General features: G+C 35.9%; 17 protein-coding genes. 9 read left to right on the top strand and 8 right to left on the bottom strand.

Features of this window, described 5'->3' with window-relative positions; all coding sequences use genetic code 11:
• Nucleotides 1–162 precede the first annotated feature (162 nt).
• The 3 genes from DU428_RS12325 to DU428_RS12315 all read left to right on the top strand — a co-directional run bounded on the left by DU428_RS12325 (nucleotide 163) and on the right by DU428_RS12315 (nucleotide 4139).
• Nucleotides 163–1437 carry an NAD(P)/FAD-dependent oxidoreductase gene (locus tag DU428_RS12325; RefSeq protein WP_072352738.1) on the top strand — a complete coding sequence of 425 codons (1275 nt, stop codon included), beginning with the start codon at nucleotides 163–165 and terminating at the stop codon, nucleotides 1435–1437.
• A gap of 147 nt (nucleotides 1438–1584) precedes the next feature.
• Complete coding sequence (locus DU428_RS12320) at nucleotides 1585–2424, top strand: helix-turn-helix domain-containing protein (protein WP_072352739.1); 840 nt, start codon at nucleotides 1585–1587, stop codon at nucleotides 2422–2424.
• 212 nt (nucleotides 2425–2636) lie between these two features.
• Nucleotides 2637–4139 carry an aldehyde dehydrogenase family protein gene (locus DU428_RS12315; RefSeq protein WP_113966632.1) on the top strand — a complete coding sequence of 501 codons (1503 nt, stop codon included), beginning with the start codon at nucleotides 2637–2639 and terminating at the stop codon, nucleotides 4137–4139.
• A gap of 78 nt (nucleotides 4140–4217) precedes the next feature.
• On the opposite strand, the gene DU428_RS12310 is transcribed toward DU428_RS12315, so the two are convergent.
• The 8 genes from DU428_RS12310 to ureA form a co-directional block, all read right to left on the bottom strand.
• A complete protein-coding gene (locus DU428_RS12310) occupies nucleotides 4218–4922 on the bottom strand; it encodes a hypothetical protein (RefSeq protein ID WP_072352741.1) in 705 nt (234 codons plus the stop codon).
• Nucleotides 4923–4924: 2 nt separating this feature from the next.
• On the bottom strand, nucleotides 4925–5740 hold the full coding sequence (locus DU428_RS12305; protein ID WP_113966631.1) for an urease accessory protein UreD: 816 nt from the start codon (nucleotides 5738–5740) through the stop codon (nucleotides 4925–4927).
• 3 nt (nucleotides 5741–5743) lie between these two features.
• On the bottom strand, nucleotides 5744–6385 hold the full coding sequence (gene ureG / locus DU428_RS12300) for an urease accessory protein UreG (RefSeq protein ID WP_113966630.1): 642 nt from the start codon (nucleotides 6383–6385) through the stop codon (nucleotides 5744–5746).
• 121 nt (nucleotides 6386–6506) lie between these two features.
• Nucleotides 6507–7205, bottom strand: coding sequence for an urease accessory protein UreF (locus DU428_RS12295; protein WP_113966649.1), 699 nt, complete (start codon nucleotides 7203–7205; stop codon nucleotides 6507–6509).
• Nucleotides 7206–7210: 5 nt separating this feature from the next.
• Nucleotides 7211–7714 carry an urease accessory protein UreE gene (gene ureE, locus DU428_RS12290; protein WP_113966629.1) on the bottom strand — a complete coding sequence of 168 codons (504 nt, stop codon included), beginning with the start codon at nucleotides 7712–7714 and terminating at the stop codon, nucleotides 7211–7213.
• Nucleotides 7715–7780: 66 nt separating this feature from the next.
• A complete protein-coding gene (gene ureC, locus DU428_RS12285; protein WP_113966628.1) occupies nucleotides 7781–9502 on the bottom strand; it encodes an urease subunit alpha in 1722 nt (573 codons plus the stop codon).
• Nucleotides 9499–9873 carry an urease subunit beta gene (locus DU428_RS12280; protein ID WP_113966627.1) on the bottom strand — a complete coding sequence of 125 codons (375 nt, stop codon included), beginning with the start codon at nucleotides 9871–9873 and terminating at the stop codon, nucleotides 9499–9501. The genes ureC and DU428_RS12280 overlap by 4 nt, the downstream gene beginning before the upstream one ends.
• A gap of 16 nt (nucleotides 9874–9889) precedes the next feature.
• Nucleotides 9890–10192: an urease subunit gamma gene (ureA, locus tag DU428_RS12275; protein ID WP_113966626.1), complete on the bottom strand. Its 303-nt coding sequence runs from the start codon at nucleotides 10190–10192 to the stop codon at nucleotides 9890–9892.
• A gap of 555 nt (nucleotides 10193–10747) precedes the next feature.
• Here ureA and DU428_RS12270 point away from each other — a divergent pair.
• The 6 genes from DU428_RS12270 to DU428_RS12240 all read left to right on the top strand — a co-directional run bounded on the left by DU428_RS12270 (nucleotide 10748) and on the right by DU428_RS12240 (nucleotide 15201).
• Nucleotides 10748–11317, top strand: a complete 570-nt coding sequence (locus tag DU428_RS12270; RefSeq protein WP_113966648.1) for a hypothetical protein — start codon at nucleotides 10748–10750, stop codon at nucleotides 11315–11317.
• Nucleotides 11305–11754 (top strand): hypothetical protein, encoded by a 450-nt coding sequence (locus DU428_RS12265; protein WP_113966625.1) that lies wholly within the window; start codon nucleotides 11305–11307, stop codon nucleotides 11752–11754. Before DU428_RS12270 ends, DU428_RS12265 begins: the two co-directional genes overlap by 13 nt.
• Nucleotides 11751–12563 carry an arylamine N-acetyltransferase family protein gene (locus DU428_RS12260; RefSeq protein ID WP_072352749.1) on the top strand — a complete coding sequence of 271 codons (813 nt, stop codon included), beginning with the start codon at nucleotides 11751–11753 and terminating at the stop codon, nucleotides 12561–12563. The genes DU428_RS12265 and DU428_RS12260 overlap by 4 nt, the downstream gene beginning before the upstream one ends.
• Nucleotides 12564–13200: 637 nt before the next feature.
• A complete protein-coding gene (locus DU428_RS12250) occupies nucleotides 13201–13767 on the top strand; it encodes a hypothetical protein (RefSeq protein WP_072352751.1) in 567 nt (188 codons plus the stop codon).
• Between the two features lie 87 nt (nucleotides 13768–13854).
• Nucleotides 13855–14664 carry an SDR family oxidoreductase gene (locus DU428_RS12245; protein ID WP_113966624.1) on the top strand — a complete coding sequence of 270 codons (810 nt, stop codon included), beginning with the start codon at nucleotides 13855–13857 and terminating at the stop codon, nucleotides 14662–14664.
• A 66-nt stretch (nucleotides 14665–14730) separates the two neighbouring features.
• A complete protein-coding gene (locus tag DU428_RS12240) occupies nucleotides 14731–15201 on the top strand; it encodes a hypothetical protein (RefSeq protein ID WP_072352753.1) in 471 nt (156 codons plus the stop codon).
• Nucleotides 15202–15279 lie beyond the last annotated feature (78 nt).

Genomic DNA, 15279 nt, shown 5'->3' with positions numbered 1-15279 from the left:
TAAGTAATGTGTAAATGATCCTTGATTAAGTAAAGTGGTTTTGTCTTGCTTACAAGTTGTTTTTTAAGCAGATGGATAAAAAGTTAAAATTTTCTTAAACCTGCTTAGGTGTTTTTTGTTTTAACTACTTACTTTTGTAGTCATAAAATAGTGCAGTATCTTATGGTTTCAAGAAAAAAAATTATTGTTGTTGGTGGCGGATTTGCTGGTTTAGAGTTGATTAAACAATTAGGGAATTCCGATAAATACGATATCGTATTAGTAGATAGTAATAACTATAATTTTTTTCCACCTTTAATCTATCAGGTTTCTAGTGGTTTTATGGAGCCTTCGGCAATTAGTTATCCGTATCGTAAAGTTCTACGCGATTTAAAAAATGTACGTTTTAGACTTGGTTCGCTTCAAGAGGTTGTTCCAGAAGAAAATAGGATTCTATTAAGCAATGGGGAGTTGAGCTATGATATTCTAGTTATGGCAACGGGTACGGAAACCAATTTCTTTGGTAATAAAAATATTGAAGAAAAATGTTTACCAATGAAAACCATAAGTGATGCTTTATCCTTACGAAATACTATTTTAACCCGATTAGATCTTGCTACAAGAATTTCAGATGCAGAAGAACGAAGAAAGTACCTAAGTTTTGTTATAGCAGGAGCAGGACCAACAGGTGTGGAGTTATCTGGTATTTTATCAGAAATAAGTACCTCTGTAATCCAAAAAGACTATCCGGAGTTAGAGGAAAAAGGGCTGGGAAAAATCTATCTAATCGACGGTCAAAAATCGGTGCTATCTGCCATGTCTGATAAGGCTCAAGAATACACTAGCAAACAGTTATCTAAACTTGGTGTTAACCTTATCATGAATACCATTGTTGAAGATTTTGACGGGGATATGGTAACCTTGTCTAATGGCGAAAAGCTTTCTTCCAAAAACCTTATTTGGTCTGCCGGTGTTGTAGCAAAAGTATTTAAAGGTTTTCCTGAAAATAGTTTTGGTCGCGGTAGAAGAATGAAAACAAATTCTTTTAACCTAGTACATGCTACTAAAAACATCTACGCATTAGGAGATTGTGCTATTATGGAAGGCGATAAAAACTACCCGCATGGTCACCCGCAACTTGCTCAGCCTGCAATTCAGCAAGCTAAAAATTTGGCAGAAAACTTATTGAAAAATGAAGCTGCGTGGAAGCCTTTTAGTTATAAGGATAAAGGTTCTTTGGCTATCATTGGAAGGAATAAGGCTGTAATGGATTTTCCGAAACATAAATATTTCTTGAAAGGATTTATAGCTTGGTTAATCTGGATTTTTGTGCATATCATGGGGCTAGTAAACTTCAAGAATAAAACAAGAACCTTATATAATTGGTTGGGTTATTATGTTTATAAAGACCAATACTTTAGAATGATTATAAAGCCTAGTAAAAGGAACATAGAGTAGTTAATACTTATACTATTTGTAGACTGATTTCGTCATTCTGTTTATTGCGATTACAGAATGCATACTAATTATAGTGCATTCTTTGCTTGTATTTTAGAAGAAAAACTAGTGTCAAATTCGTAACTTGCAAGCCAAATACCACTTTAGATGCCCATAGAAAACATACCTGAAATTTACTTAGAGGAGTCAAAAGAGCCGAAAGATATATTTGTTTACGACTTTAAAATGACCAATGATGTGGTGAAAAGTAAAGTCAATCTTAGTATGAATATGTTTAGCTTTCTACAAGTAGGAAAAAAGCAGGTGCATTTTGCAGATACTTCTATTGCGGTGAATAAAGAACAATCCTTATTGCTTAAAAAAGGAAATTGGCTATGGACAGAATTATTGGATATGGAAGCGATTTACTATTGTAAGCTCTTTTTCTTTTCTGAAAAAAAATTAAGGGACTTTTTGAAAAAGTACACAAATAACTCTAAACCGTATCAGGAAGAAATACCGTATTTTGTAATTGAAAATGATGCATATATTGCTTCTTTTATAAGCTCCTTGTCTTCTACAACCTTTACAAACCAAAGTTTTAGTGATGCTTTATTGGTTTTGAAGTTTGAAGAAATTATGCTGTATCTCTTAAATAAATATGGCTCTAAATTTGAATATTACTTACATTCTTTAATCTCAAAAGAAGTATCGCCATTTAAAAAAATTGTAGAAAGTAATGTGCATTCTAATTTAAAATTAGAAGAAATTGCCTTTTTGTGTAATATGAGTTTATCTACTTTCAAACGGCATTTTACAACAGAATATCATACAGCTCCAGGAAAATGGTTAAAAGATAAGCGCTTACAGAAAGCCAAAGAGTTATTAGAAGGAGGTGACTTGAAAGCCTCAGATATTTATTTAGATATAGGTTATAACAACCTTTCTAACTTTAGTGTAGCCTTTAAAAATAAGTTTGGAATTAGTCCAACAGATATTTCGAATTAATATATTTGAATTTAAATTACTGATAATCAACCAGTAAAACGTCTTTCTGCTTAGTTGATTATCAAAATTACTCACATTGAACTTTTTTCATAAGTTATTGAACCGTATCAATAAATAGAAAGGAGAGAAGCCGACCTACATTTGCAGTGTAATTACACAGCGCTTGTTTTTAGCAAGCATAAATCAAGAATTAAAATTAAAACTATATAATTATGGCAAATGTAACAAAACCTGTATTCAAAGAAAGATACGGGAACTTTATTGGCGGTAAGTTCGTGGCACCTGTAAAAGGGCAGTACTTCGATAACGTATCTCCAGTAGACGGTAAAGTATTCACGCAAGCAGCACGTTCAACTCAAGAAGATATTGATCTTGCACTAGACGCAGCTCACGAAGCGTTTCCATCTTGGAGTACATCTTCAGCTACAGAACGTAGTAATGCGTTATTGAAAATTGCTCAAGTAATGGAAGATAACTTCGAATATTTAGCAACATTAGAAACAATAGACAACGGTAAACCAATCCGTGAATCTCGTGCAGCAGATATCCCTTACTGTATTGATCACTTCCGTTATTTCGCAGGTGTTATCCGTGCAGACGAAGGAACCATTTCAGAGCACGATAAGGACACTGTAAGTATCGTATTAAACGAGCCTGTAGGTGTTGTAGGTGAAATCATTCCTTGGAACTTCCCAATGTTAATGTTAGCTTGGAAAATAGCTCCAGCTTTAGCAGCAGGTTGTACAGCGGTTGTAAAACCAGCAGAACAGACACCAACAAGTGTTATGGCATTAATGGAGCTAATTGGTGACATTTTACCAGCAGGTGTATTAAACATCGTAACTGGTTTTGGTGCAGAAGCAGGAGCAGCATTAGCTACCTCTAAGCGTATTGCTAAACTTTCTTTCACTGGTTCTACTGAAACAGGTCGTAAAGTATTACATAATGCAGCAGAAAACATTATTCCTGTAACTATGGAATTAGGTGGAAAGTCTCCTAACATTTTCTTCCCATCGGTAGCCGATCAAGACGATGAATTCTATAGCAAAGCTATTGAAGGCGCGTTAATGTTCGCTCTTAACCAAGGTGAGATTTGTACGGCACCAACGCGTATTTTAGTACACGAAGACATTGCTGACGATTTCATCGTAAGAATGCAAGAACGTTTGAGAAAAATCAAAACAGGAAATCCATTAGATCCTGAAACAATGATTGGATCACAGGTTTCTAAAGCACAATATGACAAGATATTAAGTTATATTAATATTGGTAAAGAAGAAGGTGCTGAGGTATTAGCTGGTGGTGACGCTGGTAACTACGAAGGGGAACTTTCAGAAGGATATTACATCCAACCAACCGTATTAAAAGGGGATAACAACATGCGTGTATTCCAAGAAGAAATTTTTGGCCCAGTAGTAGCTTTAACAACATTCCGTTCTACTGAAGAAGCTATCGCCATCGCAAACGATACGCCTTACGGATTAGGTGCAGGTGTTTGGTCTCGTGACGCTCACGAATTGTTCCAAGTTCCACGTGCTATCCAAGCGGGTAGAGTTTGGGTAAACCAATACCATACGTATCCTGCTCACGCTCCTTTTGGTGGTGTGAAAGAATCAGGATTTGGTCGTGAAAACCATAAAATGGCTTTAGATCATTACCGTGTTGTAAAAAACATGTTGATCTCTTACGACAAGAAACCTATGGGCTTCTTTTAGTCAAAACTTGATCAGATAAGTTTATAATACAAAACCCCAGCAGATGCTGGGGTTTTGTTGTTTCAATGAAGTTGGTTCTTACCAACCTAAGAAAATCATTCCTGCACCACAGATGGCGATCGTTGCACCTGCAATGGCAGTCATATATTTCTCGAAGAAATCTGTTTTTATTAGCTTAAATCCATAATGTCCCAAAACCACCATCATTACCATCATTAATAAGGTGAAGAATAAAAAGACCCCAGTAATTAGATATATGCCGTAAGTAGAATCCATAATGGCAGGATAAGTAAGTAGGGGAATCATAGGTTCACATGGCCCTAACAAAAAGATGATGAACATGACCCATGGCGTAACTTTGCGTCGTTCTGTGGGCATGACAGGTCCCTGACCGTGTTTATGCTCATAGACATATACATCGCCACTATCATACACGTCAAAATGTTTGTGTTTTTTATTTCTGTAGACTTGAAACAATCCAATTAATAGAAAGACAATGCCAAAAAGGAATAATGCCCAGGCAGCCCAACCACCTCTCACTTCTTCAAACCACGTCAGTTTGTTTAAAGAAAATCCTAGTGCCACACCTCCTAAAGCCAAGAAAACGGAACTCATGACATGGCCAGTACCACAAACGACGGTCCAAAAAATAGTGCGTCTGAGGCTCCAGTTCTTCGCTTTTCCTATAGCTATAAAAGGGATGTAATGATCTGGTCCTGTTAAGGTGTGAAGCACGCTAATGGATATAGCGGCCATTAATAATACATTTAATTCTGATTCCATTCTTATACTAACTTGAGCTCTATTTCCTTCTTACGTAGAGCGTTTGCGTGTTTATCTAATTGTTTTTGAATTTTTTTTAAGGCTGAAAAAAGCTGTTCTCCGGAATTTCCCAAAACTCTTAAAGCACAAGCATCTTCTGAAAGTTGTGATACTCCAAATAGAATATCTTCTTCTTCGGCCAAAACCGTGGATATAAAGGCCATCCGATCTTTTGCTGAGTGGAAGGGATCAATACTTACAAAATTGGCTTGGTAGGTGAACGTTTCATATTGTCCAAGGGTCTTAAAATCTACGGCAGATGGCTTCAGGTATAAATTGTCTTTATAAAATAATTTGCCTTCGCGATAAATTTCCGTCAGACTGCTATATTTCGTAAAAGCGAAGGATTCGCCATTAAGTTTTCGGCCACAAGCCAATATTTCGCCCCAAATAAGCACACTGTTTTTAGCGAGATTGATGTTGTTTTTACTTTCGAAAATAGCGCCTTTATGTGGTACTGAAGGATGTGGCACATGACTGAAGTAAGCATCTTCCTCAATAATTACCTTCATTTCCTGCCGCGCGCCATCAGGTGTGTCATACACCCGTTGGTAGGATTGTGTTTGTAGATTTAGCAAGGTATCGGTCTTAACGTTTATTTCAATTTTATAATCATCCAGATTAAAAAAGCCTGGTGAAGAGCTCATAATCATCACTTCCATTAAAGGGTTGGTTTTATCCTCACGTATTTCAACCACGTTAAACGGCGGCGTAAAATAGGTGTCCTTTAAAATGGTGCGCTCTTGGTACAAGCCGGTTTCAATACTGTATTGCCCCATACCTTAATATTGTAATGCTGGTTCTGGAGCTTCTTCTTCAATTAAGGCGTATTTTTTAATCCAATTGATGACATCTTCTAATCCGTCTCCTCGCATCAAATCAGTAAAGACGAAAGGTGCCCCTTGGCGCATTCTGCTGGAATCGGAACGCATTACCTCAAGATCAGCATTGACATATGGTGCTAAATCAGTTTTGTTGATGACCAATAAATCGGAGCGTGTAATTCCTGGGCCTCCTTTTCGTGGAATTTTCTCGCCTTCAGCTACTGAAATCACAAAAATGGTGACATCTGCTAAATCTGGACTGAAGGTTGCTGATAGGTTGTCTCCGCCGCTTTCGATAAAAACAATTTCTATTTCTGGATGACGGTTAACTATCTCATCTACAGCCTCTAAATTCATACTTGCATCTTCCCGAATAGCTGTATGCGGACAACCACCTGTTTCCACACCAATAATACAATCGGCAGGTAATAAGGAGTTTTTCGTTAAGTATTCCGCATCTTCCTTGGTATAAATATCATTGGTGATGACGCCAATACTATAGTCTTTAGCTATTTTATGGGATAATTTTTCAATTAAAGCGGTTTTCCCTGAGCCTACAGGTCCGGCAACGCCTATTTTTATATATGTTCTCTCTGACATTTTATGTTTTGTTTTTATTTACTTTAAAAATCCATTTTGTAAATAGTTGTACTTCTTAAATCTTGACCTCAATCCTCATACCTAATCCCTCATACCTAATCCCTAACACCTAACGTCTATTTTAGGACATATAGAGTCGTGAGTACAAAGTTTCGTGTTGCATACATCTGATATCGAATGCAGGGTTGCATAAGCCGCGCATCTCTTCGTCTAAGGTTAAGGTGTCGTTCACAAGGGTGGCAATTAAATCGTGCATGTTGTACAAGATTTCCTGTCCGTCCATTTGTCCCAAGGGTACCATTTTTACACTATTCGTCACCATATTAACTGCGGCGTTGTAATAAAATGCACTGAGTACCAATTTAATCTCAGCACCTAAAAGGGCGGTAATCATTCCGAAAACTATTGCATAGTGTCCAGGAGTTTCTTTGTTTTTTACTTTTTTGAAAAAGGAATGCATCAATTCATAATCGTGTAGCCGCACATAAATCTTAAGCAATCGCATGCCTAATTTTAAACTGCCATCACGGAGTTCCATAGGTGTTTTTAAGGCGTGCGACTCATTATCCAATTTTAAAAGCGCTTCGAGATTTTGTTCTGTTCCGTATTTAAAAGCATCACGAACAAAAAGCCCATCATTGTATTTGTAATTATAAATGAGCATATTTTGCACGAATTCGCGGGTAGTGTCCACATCTTTCACCACTTTTTGCTGAATATAGGTTTCTAATCCGTTGGAATGCGAATACCCGCCAATCGGCAACGTCGGATCTGAAATATGCAGCAATTCCAATAAAACCCTCTGTGTGTTGTGTGTCATATTCATTATTGTTTTGTGGTGAGGTCTAAAATTCTTGAGAATAAAGAAGGTGTATCACTTGCATGCGAATGGCCAACGTTGGCTTTTAACATGTTCAACAGTTTGCAATTTCTTTTCTCTACGATATAACCTGTTGCTTCCAACTGGCGTTCCAAAGGTTTTTCGTAAGGCACCAAAACTTTCTCCTCTTGAATAAAAATAGGCAAGTGTTTGTTTCCTATTTCGTAGCAAACCGTTCCCATTTCCACAATATTTCTTGGTGTTACCTGAATGCTATCACAAGGCAATACATCAACAACTACCACAGTTGTCTCATCCTCCAAAAGAATATCCCCTTGGTGAAGGCGCTGTCCTTCCTTCAGGAATTTCACTGCCACCTCGCGACCATGTTCAGTTCTTTTCCGCATGATACGTTTGGTCATTTCAAACCATTCCAGATGTAGTGTGTCTACCGTTTTGTTTCCTATGGGATAAGATTCTATGTTTCCAATAACTTCTTTACAAAGCATATGAGCATTTCGTTTTAAAATAAAATACGCAAGGTTTATACGACGTTGCGCAGCTTTAAATTCTTATTAAAATAAAAAATAACGTTGTGCTAAAGGCACCACATCAATTGGGTCGCAGGTTACTTTTACGCCATCTACTTTTACTTCGTAGGTTTCAGGATTGACTTCAATTAAAGGAGTTTTATCGTTATGGATTAAATCCTTTTTAGAAATACTTCTGCAATTGGTAACAGCGAATAATTGTTTTTTGAGCCCGTATTTTTCTTTAATATTATTGTTCATTGCGGCTTTAGAAACGAAAGTGGCGCAGGTTTTATGTACGGCAGCTCCTAGAGCGCCAAACATTGGGCGCATCATAATAGGTTGCGGTGTTGGGATTGATCCGTTTGGATCTCCCATTTTACTGGCAATTGCCATACCTCCTTTAACAATCATTTCTGGTTTTGCTCCGAACAAGGCAGGTTTCCATAATACAAAATCGGCCATTTTTCCAGGTTCAATAGACCCAACGTGTTGGGAAATACCGTGAGCAATTGCTGGATTGATGGTGTATTTAGCCACGTAACGTTTTGCACGAAAATTATCTGCCTTCATTTTTTTATCTTCTTCCAAAAAACCTTGTTGAATTTTGTTTTTATGCGCTGTTTGCCAGGTTCTTGAAATGGTTTCACCCACACGTCCCATGGCTTGTGAGTCGGAACTCATAATACTGAAAACGCCCATGTCGTGAAGTCTGTCTTCAGCAGCAATGGTTTCTGGTCTAATTCTAGAATCAGCAAAGGCGACATCCTCAGGAATGTTTTTACTTAAATGATGACATACCATCAGCATATCCAAATGTTCATCTATAGTGTTTTTTGTAAAAGGTCGCGTCGGATTTGTAGAGGCTGGCAACACATTCGGATACATTGCTGCTTTAATAATGTCTGGAGCGTGGCCACCGCCAGCGCCCTCTGTATGGAAGGTGTGGATGGTTCTTCCGTTTATGGCGTCCATAGTATCTTCTAAAAATCCTGCTTCATTTAAAGTATCAGAATGCAGAGCAATTTGAATATCATATTCATCTGCTACTTGTAGCGATGCGTGAATAACCGATGGTGTTGCTCCCCAATCTTCATGCACTTTCAACCCTAAAACACCTGCTTCCACCTGTTCTTTTAAAGGAGCTAAATGTGAACAATTACCTTTTCCGAAGAAGCCTAAATTCATTGGTAAATCATCTGTCGCCTGAAGCATACGTTCTATATTCCAAGCGCCAGGGGTTACTGTGGTAGCGTTCGTGCCGTCAAAAGGTCCTGTTCCGCCACCAATCATGGTGGTGATTCCGCTAAAAAGCGCGTGTTCAATTTGTTGTGGAGAAAGAAAATGGATGTGTGTATCTATTCCTCCTGGAGTAGCGATTAGGTTTTCACCAGCATGTACCTCTGTCGAGGCGCCAATAATCATGTTTGGATCCACATTTTCCATGGTATCTGGGTTTCCGGCTTTTCCTACACCCACTATTTTACCATCCTTAATTCCAATATCTCCTTTAACAATTCCCCAGTGATCTAAAACAATACAGTTTAAAATCACTAAATCCAAAACGCCACTATCACGAGTTGCTGTACTGGATTGCGCCATGCCATCACGAACCGTTTTTCCGCCACCAAATTTATTTTCCTCACCATAGAAAGTATAGTCTTTTTCTATTTCAATAAATAGTTCGGTGTCTCCCAATCTTATTTTATCGCCAAGGGTTGGTCCGTACATATTGGCATACTTAATTCTGTCGATTTTAAAACTCATGACTTTTTGTTTTTGAAGGATTCACGTTCTACATTTAGCATTGCCCTCTTTAAATTTTGAGGATTCATGGTGTCGCCAATAGCAAGATTGTTCAGTCCGAAAGAGTTGCGTTTCCCGCCTAAATGGATGAGTTCAATTTTTGTAGCTTCCCCTGGCTCAAAACGAACAGCTGTTCCTGAAGGGATATTCAATCGGTAGCCAAAGGACTTTTCACGGTCGAATTCCATTTCTCTATTCACTTCAAAAAAGTGGTAGTGAGATCCAACTTGAATGGGTCTGTCGCCTTTATTGATAACCTTTAATTTGATGGCTTTTCGGAAGGGATTGCATACAATATCTTCTTTCTTCAATATATATTCACCTGGTATCATAGTTTGTAAATTAAGGTTAACGAATAGGATTATGGACGGTTACCAGCTTGGTGCCGTCGGGAAAAGTTGCTTCAATTTGTACATCGTGAATCATTTCAGGAACGCCTTCCATAACATCCTCTCGTGTTAAGTAAGTTGCGCCTTCTTGCATTAAAGAAGCGACGGATTTACCATCTCGTGCAGCTTCCTGCAATCGGTTGCTGATTAATGCGATGGCCTCTGGGTAATTTAATTTCACGCCTCTAGCCTTGCGTTTTTCTGCGAGTTCACCCGCCATGAATATGAGGAGCTTTTCTGTTTCTCTAGCTGTTAAATGCATAGGGTTTTATTTAAAGGTTCATATTGGATGATAAGAATAGGTGTTTGATAATCTTTTCTATAAAGGGTAGAAGTTGTTACTGGTTCCTATTCTTAATCGTTTTTTTTTTTTTTAACTCTTCATTGATTTGTTAAGGTGTCTTTTAGGTGACTCTTTATGTCTAAAAAGGATGATTTTCTTTATCAAAAGTGAGTTGATTTTATAGCTATTAATATATGTTATGTTTTTTGTTTTTAATAATAGTTTTAATTGTTTACGATAATTTATTTACTAAATTAACGTAAATACTGAATAAAATCGTTTTTTATTTGCAAAATTTTATGTATTTGTTAAAATATTTGAGGTGTGTTAGGGTGGTATGTGTGTGTTTTTTTATAATTTGATTAAGTAAGTTTATAATACTAGCTCTGCAAATGCTGGGGTTTTGTTGTTTTTGCTTAAATTTGCAAACCTTAAATTAGGTTGTTGTAACAGCTTTTAAAATATATCATGAGTGCGGGAAGTTGCTTTAAAAGTAGTAACACATTAGCTTCAACAAAAAGATGCAATTGCTATATGAATAAACATAAAACCATTCGGTTTTTTACTATATCTATTATTTTACTGCTTCAAATTACACTTTTAATGCTGATGATACGGAAGCATTTTGCATATGATACTTTTATTGCTTTATTTTCTGCATTATTTGTTACAATTGCCGTTTTATTAGGGTATAAATATTTAGACTTACATCATGATGCATATGGTTATGAAGATTTTTCAGTAGCTATATGGGTTCCAATAGGTGCCATTATTTGTCATCTATTATATGTTTCTACTGATTTAGGTGCTGTTTTATCTGCAAGTTTAGTAGGTGTGTTAGCATCCTTTTTTCCTAACTTGTATAAAGAATCCGCATACTTAAAAAAGTTACCAAGTCCTATTTACTGTGGTGTTTTTGTTGGTATGTCTAGTGTTGTAATAGCACCTTCTATTTATTTTGTGATGTTAGCGGGTATGCTATCTGGTTTACTTTTTATGTTATCCAAAAATATATTTCTAGGTATAGGAGGAAAGCTTGGTACTGTTGCTTTTGGTGGTGTTGTAATTACTTCTTTAATTTATTGGTTAGCATGCATGTTATAATACTTTTGTTATCAAGTATTCTTGGTTCGGTACTTACTTATTATTTCAGCCTCCGATTTAAGCAGAGTGCTGTGCGTTCCTCTGCTTTACTTTCTCTAATTGTAGGATTGTTTTTTTATAGTTTTCCAGATTTACTTCCTGCTTACTTAACAAGAAATATTCCGGTAGTTTTTTTCGGATCTTCCTTTATTGGAATGGTTTCTTCTGAAGCTAAAGTTGGTTATTTTAGATTGGGAATTGCTGGAGTTTTGTTCTGTGGATTATATATTTACAAAAGTCCGTTATTTGATGGCTATGGTGGTGGACTTGGTGCATTAGCTTTTATTTCTCTTTTAGCAACAATGGGATTTTCAGAAGTTGTTTTTAAGCATTCGAAAATAAAGGATATTCTTTTAGATTTAAGGAAAAGGTATTTAATGGATAATGATGATAGATGAGCGATTTTATATTTAATAAGCAAGAGTATTTAAGACGAATTAATCTTGAAGCTCCTATTTCTGTAAATTATGAGAGTTTAAAGGCTTTGCATCGTGCACAACATTTGAGCATTCCTTTTGAAAACATTGATATTTGTTTGGGAAAAAATATCCCCATAGATGCGCATTCCATATTTCAGAAATTAGTGAAGCACAAGCGCGGGGGCTATTGTTTTGAGTTAAACGGACTACTATTATTGGCCCTTCAAGCATATGGCTTTGAAGTAAGGCCTTTGTTGGGACGTGTTCATTTAACAGGTGAGCCAGGAGGAAGAACGCATCAAGCCCTTCTTGTAACTATAGATTCCCAAACCTGGCTTGTAGATGTAGGTTTTGGTGCCGAATCTCCTACTATTCCCATTCCTTTTGTTATTAACGAAGTTGTTCGTTTTGAGCACCGCAGCTTTAGATTGGTTTCTAGTGAACTGTTTGGTTATATGCTACAAAGCAATCAAGGGGATACATGGAAAAACCTGTACAGTTTTGATTTAAGTCCGGTTTTAGATATAGATTTGAAGCTTGGGAATCATTTTACTTCTACCAGTCCAGATTCTTTTTTTATCAACGCTAGAATTGCTGCACTCCCTGTTCCATATGGTGTGCTTACTTTGTATAATGACCGATTTAAAAAGGTAATTAACGGTAAGGAGGAGCAAATTTTTCTTAAAGATGATGCTTCTTATTTATCTTTTCTAGCTGAAGCATTTGACATTCATTTAGAAGCTAATTATAAGGACTTGAAAGCAATACCATTCAATTCTGCTATGTAGGTTGTGAGGTTTCTTCTGAAACAAAATCATAGGTTTCTATCCCTTATATTCTCTTATTTCGACTAATCCTTAATGGGGGAGAGGTAAAGGTGTTTTAAAAAATATTATTTCGGAGATTGAAGATTGTGCAGGGAAGTCTAATCTAACGGCACTACAAATTGTTGAAAAGCTAGAGAAGCATTTCTTTAATAAGCAGGTAAATGAGAATTTAAAACTGTATAAGAAAAGAAAGAAAAAAGTGCGCGAAATTACGAAAGATCTTAAAATATCACCTCGTAAATTTTATGCAATTCTAGAGAAAAAGAAAATTCAACACAAAAAATATAATAAGGAGAAATTGCTTATTAATCCTTAAAGAAATTTCATTAAAATAAAGCGAACTACACGTATTGTTCACTAGTATAACTAAATACTTGTTATTCTTTTCACCTCTTAAAAGTGTTTTTTTTATTGTATTTCTTTCGATGTAAACAAACTTTCGTTTTATTTTTTTGCTAAATTAGATGCTTCATACATGTAAAAAAATAAAAATAACAAAGACTAAAAACATGGAAAGCATGCTATTTCTATGTTTCAGTTCTAAAAAAAAACTATGATTAAGAATTTATTAAGGTGTTTCCTACTAGCTCCACTTTTTATGGCGACTACTTGCGAAGATGATGTAGCGGAAAATATGTTTATTTTCAATAAGTACCAAGTGGAAGTAACACCGGAGTCTAGTTTTACCATGCAAGATACTATTTGGATTCATGGAAAGGTCTCTAGTAATGTGTTTGATGCAGCTGTTAACGACTCTGTTTTTATAAGCACTCCAGAACCGGACTATTTTTCTATTTATAAATTTATAACACCTACACAGGATGCCAATTGCAAAGATGCTATAGATGCATTCGAACTTGTTGTAGATACCGGGCAATTTATGTTTTTGCCTTCATGTGAAAACGGAAAAATAGAAGCCCATCCAGATCTTGAAAGCAATAATGCGTCTTATAGTTATAGAATAGGTTTAAAGCCTAGTAGTAGTGGTGATTTTGTGATTAGTTTGCGAGAAGGAATTTTAGAAAACAGTAATAGAAATGAGTTTATAATAGCAGAATATCCTCTTGAACATCATCCAAATTCGATAGGCTTTGATAGTTGTGGAGAAGTTTCTTGGCGAGACTTAGACAGCTCTGAAAAAGAATATTATTTTACAGTAGAATAAAATACATCAAACACCTTTTTATTCGCTTTTCTGAAGGCAATCAGGTCCGGATACAATAAAACTTATTAATCATTAACTTATTATACAATGAACAGAGGAAACAAATCCATAGTTATAACCGGTGGAGCAGGAGGTATAGGAACAGCTTGTGCGCAAGCTTTTAAGGGTGAGAAACTTATTCTAACAGATTATTCACAAGAATTAGTAGCTGCGGCAGTAGATAAGCTACTTAAAGAAGGTTATGATGTAAGTGGTATTGCTTGTGATATAACTTCTAAGGAGGACGTGAATAAACTCCGCCAATATGTAGCAGATAAGGGTGGTTTTAAAGCTTTTATTCATACAGCTGGTGTAAGTGGATCTATGCAAAATCTGCGTAAAATTTTTGATATAGATTTAGTAGCAACAGATTTATTAGTAGACGCCTTTTATGAAATGGCAGATGCGCATTCTGTGGCCATTTTACTTTCCTCTATGATGGCTCATACTATTCCTGCAAGTGAAAAATATGATGCGGCACTTATGCATCCGCAAAAGCCTGATTCTTTTGAAACGGTTAGCCAGTTTGTTCATAATAATTCTGATAGGATGTATAATTTTGTGAAGCGAGGAGTAATATTAGTATCAAAGAAAAACCTAAATAAATGGGGACAGAAAAAAGCAAGAATTCTTACTGTATCTCCTGGTGTTATTGAAACAGATATGGCTTTAAAAGCAGCCGAAGAACATCCTGAACAAATGGAAATGATGAAAAAAGCAACACCCATGCAAAGAAACGGTCAGCCAGAAGATATTGCAAATGTGGTTGCTTTTTTAGCAAGTGAAAAAGCCTCTTTTATTACAGGTACAGATATTCTTGTGGATGGTGGAGTCATGGAGAATATCAAAAAAATGTAATCCGTAAACCCTTAACTGTAAAAGCTAAACCTTACTAATTTTCTATTCCTCTTAAACCCCACTACTATGTATAAACTTCTAATTTTTTTCTTTCTTATCAGCTTACCAATTAGCGCTCAGAAAATTGACAGAAAAAGTTTTTATGATTATTCTGAAAATATAGAATTTAGGATATTCAGTTTAAATAAAAAAAGAATTATAGACAGGGGTGGTGGTAACTATACGGAAAATATTATTGCAGAAAAAGGAAGGCGATTTATAAGTATAGTGTTTGAATTTAGAAACAATTCTTCTGAAGATCAAGAAATTGATTTTGAGAAGGTTTTTATTCGAAATGATAATGGCGATTTACATGCTATAGATTTTGTAGTAATGGCTATGAAACTAACCAGCAGAACCAATAAACTTCAGCAAAAGCTTAAAGCAAAAAAGAAAAGAAAAATCGCCGTAGAATTTAGACCTTCAATAGATAAAGAAGAGCTTATTGACGAATTAGTAATAGGAGATAAGCTTATTAAACTTCGTTATTCAGAATAATAAGAATATATAAGGAATCTTATAAACACAAAAAAAACCAATACTACATTTTATGTAATATTGGTTTTTTGCTTTAAG

It is taken from the genome of Oceanihabitans sediminis (assembly GCF_003337215.1).
GTDB lineage: Bacteria > Bacteroidota > Bacteroidia > Flavobacteriales > Flavobacteriaceae > Oceanihabitans > Oceanihabitans sediminis.
The sequence above is the reverse complement of the archived record's forward strand: the minus strand, read 5'-3'. Positions and strand labels throughout refer to the sequence as shown.

What these genes read in the sequence shown, in the direction of transcription:
- DU428_RS12270 (WP_113966648.1), top strand. Translation starts at nt 10,748, where the DNA reads ATGAATAAACATAAAACCATTCGGTTTTTTACTATATCTATTATTTTA.
- ureE (WP_113966629.1), bottom strand. Translation starts at nt 7,714, where the DNA reads ATGCTTTGTAAAGAAGTTATTGGAAACATAGAATCTTATCCCATAGGA.
- DU428_RS12295 (WP_113966649.1), bottom strand. Translation starts at nt 7,205, where the DNA reads ATGACACACAACACACAGAGGGTTTTATTGGAATTGCTGCATATTTCA.
- DU428_RS12265 (WP_113966625.1), top strand. Translation starts at nt 11,305, where the DNA reads ATGCATGTTATAATACTTTTGTTATCAAGTATTCTTGGTTCGGTACTT.
- ureA (WP_113966626.1), bottom strand. Translation starts at nt 10,192, where the DNA reads ATGCATTTAACAGCTAGAGAAACAGAAAAGCTCCTCATATTCATGGCG.
- DU428_RS12240 (WP_072352753.1), top strand. Translation starts at nt 14,731, where the DNA reads ATGTATAAACTTCTAATTTTTTTCTTTCTTATCAGCTTACCAATTAGC.
- ureC (WP_113966628.1), bottom strand. Translation starts at nt 9,502, where the DNA reads ATGAGTTTTAAAATCGACAGAATTAAGTATGCCAATATGTACGGACCA.
- DU428_RS12315 (WP_113966632.1), top strand. Translation starts at nt 2,637, where the DNA reads ATGGCAAATGTAACAAAACCTGTATTCAAAGAAAGATACGGGAACTTT.
- DU428_RS12250 (WP_072352751.1), top strand. Translation starts at nt 13,201, where the DNA reads ATGGCGACTACTTGCGAAGATGATGTAGCGGAAAATATGTTTATTTTC.
- DU428_RS12245 (WP_113966624.1), top strand. Translation starts at nt 13,855, where the DNA reads ATGAACAGAGGAAACAAATCCATAGTTATAACCGGTGGAGCAGGAGGT.
- DU428_RS12310 (WP_072352741.1), bottom strand. Translation starts at nt 4,922, where the DNA reads ATGGAATCAGAATTAAATGTATTATTAATGGCCGCTATATCCATTAGC.
- DU428_RS12325 (WP_072352738.1), top strand. Translation starts at nt 163, where the DNA reads ATGGTTTCAAGAAAAAAAATTATTGTTGTTGGTGGCGGATTTGCTGGT.
- DU428_RS12320 (WP_072352739.1), top strand. Translation starts at nt 1,585, where the DNA reads ATGCCCATAGAAAACATACCTGAAATTTACTTAGAGGAGTCAAAAGAG.
- DU428_RS12305 (WP_113966631.1), bottom strand. Translation starts at nt 5,740, where the DNA reads ATGGGGCAATACAGTATTGAAACCGGCTTGTACCAAGAGCGCACCATT.
- DU428_RS12280 (WP_113966627.1), bottom strand. Translation starts at nt 9,873, where the DNA reads ATGATACCAGGTGAATATATATTGAAGAAAGAAGATATTGTATGCAAT.
- ureG (WP_113966630.1), bottom strand. Translation starts at nt 6,385, where the DNA reads ATGTCAGAGAGAACATATATAAAAATAGGCGTTGCCGGACCTGTAGGC.
- DU428_RS12260 (WP_072352749.1), top strand. Translation starts at nt 11,751, where the DNA reads ATGAGCGATTTTATATTTAATAAGCAAGAGTATTTAAGACGAATTAAT.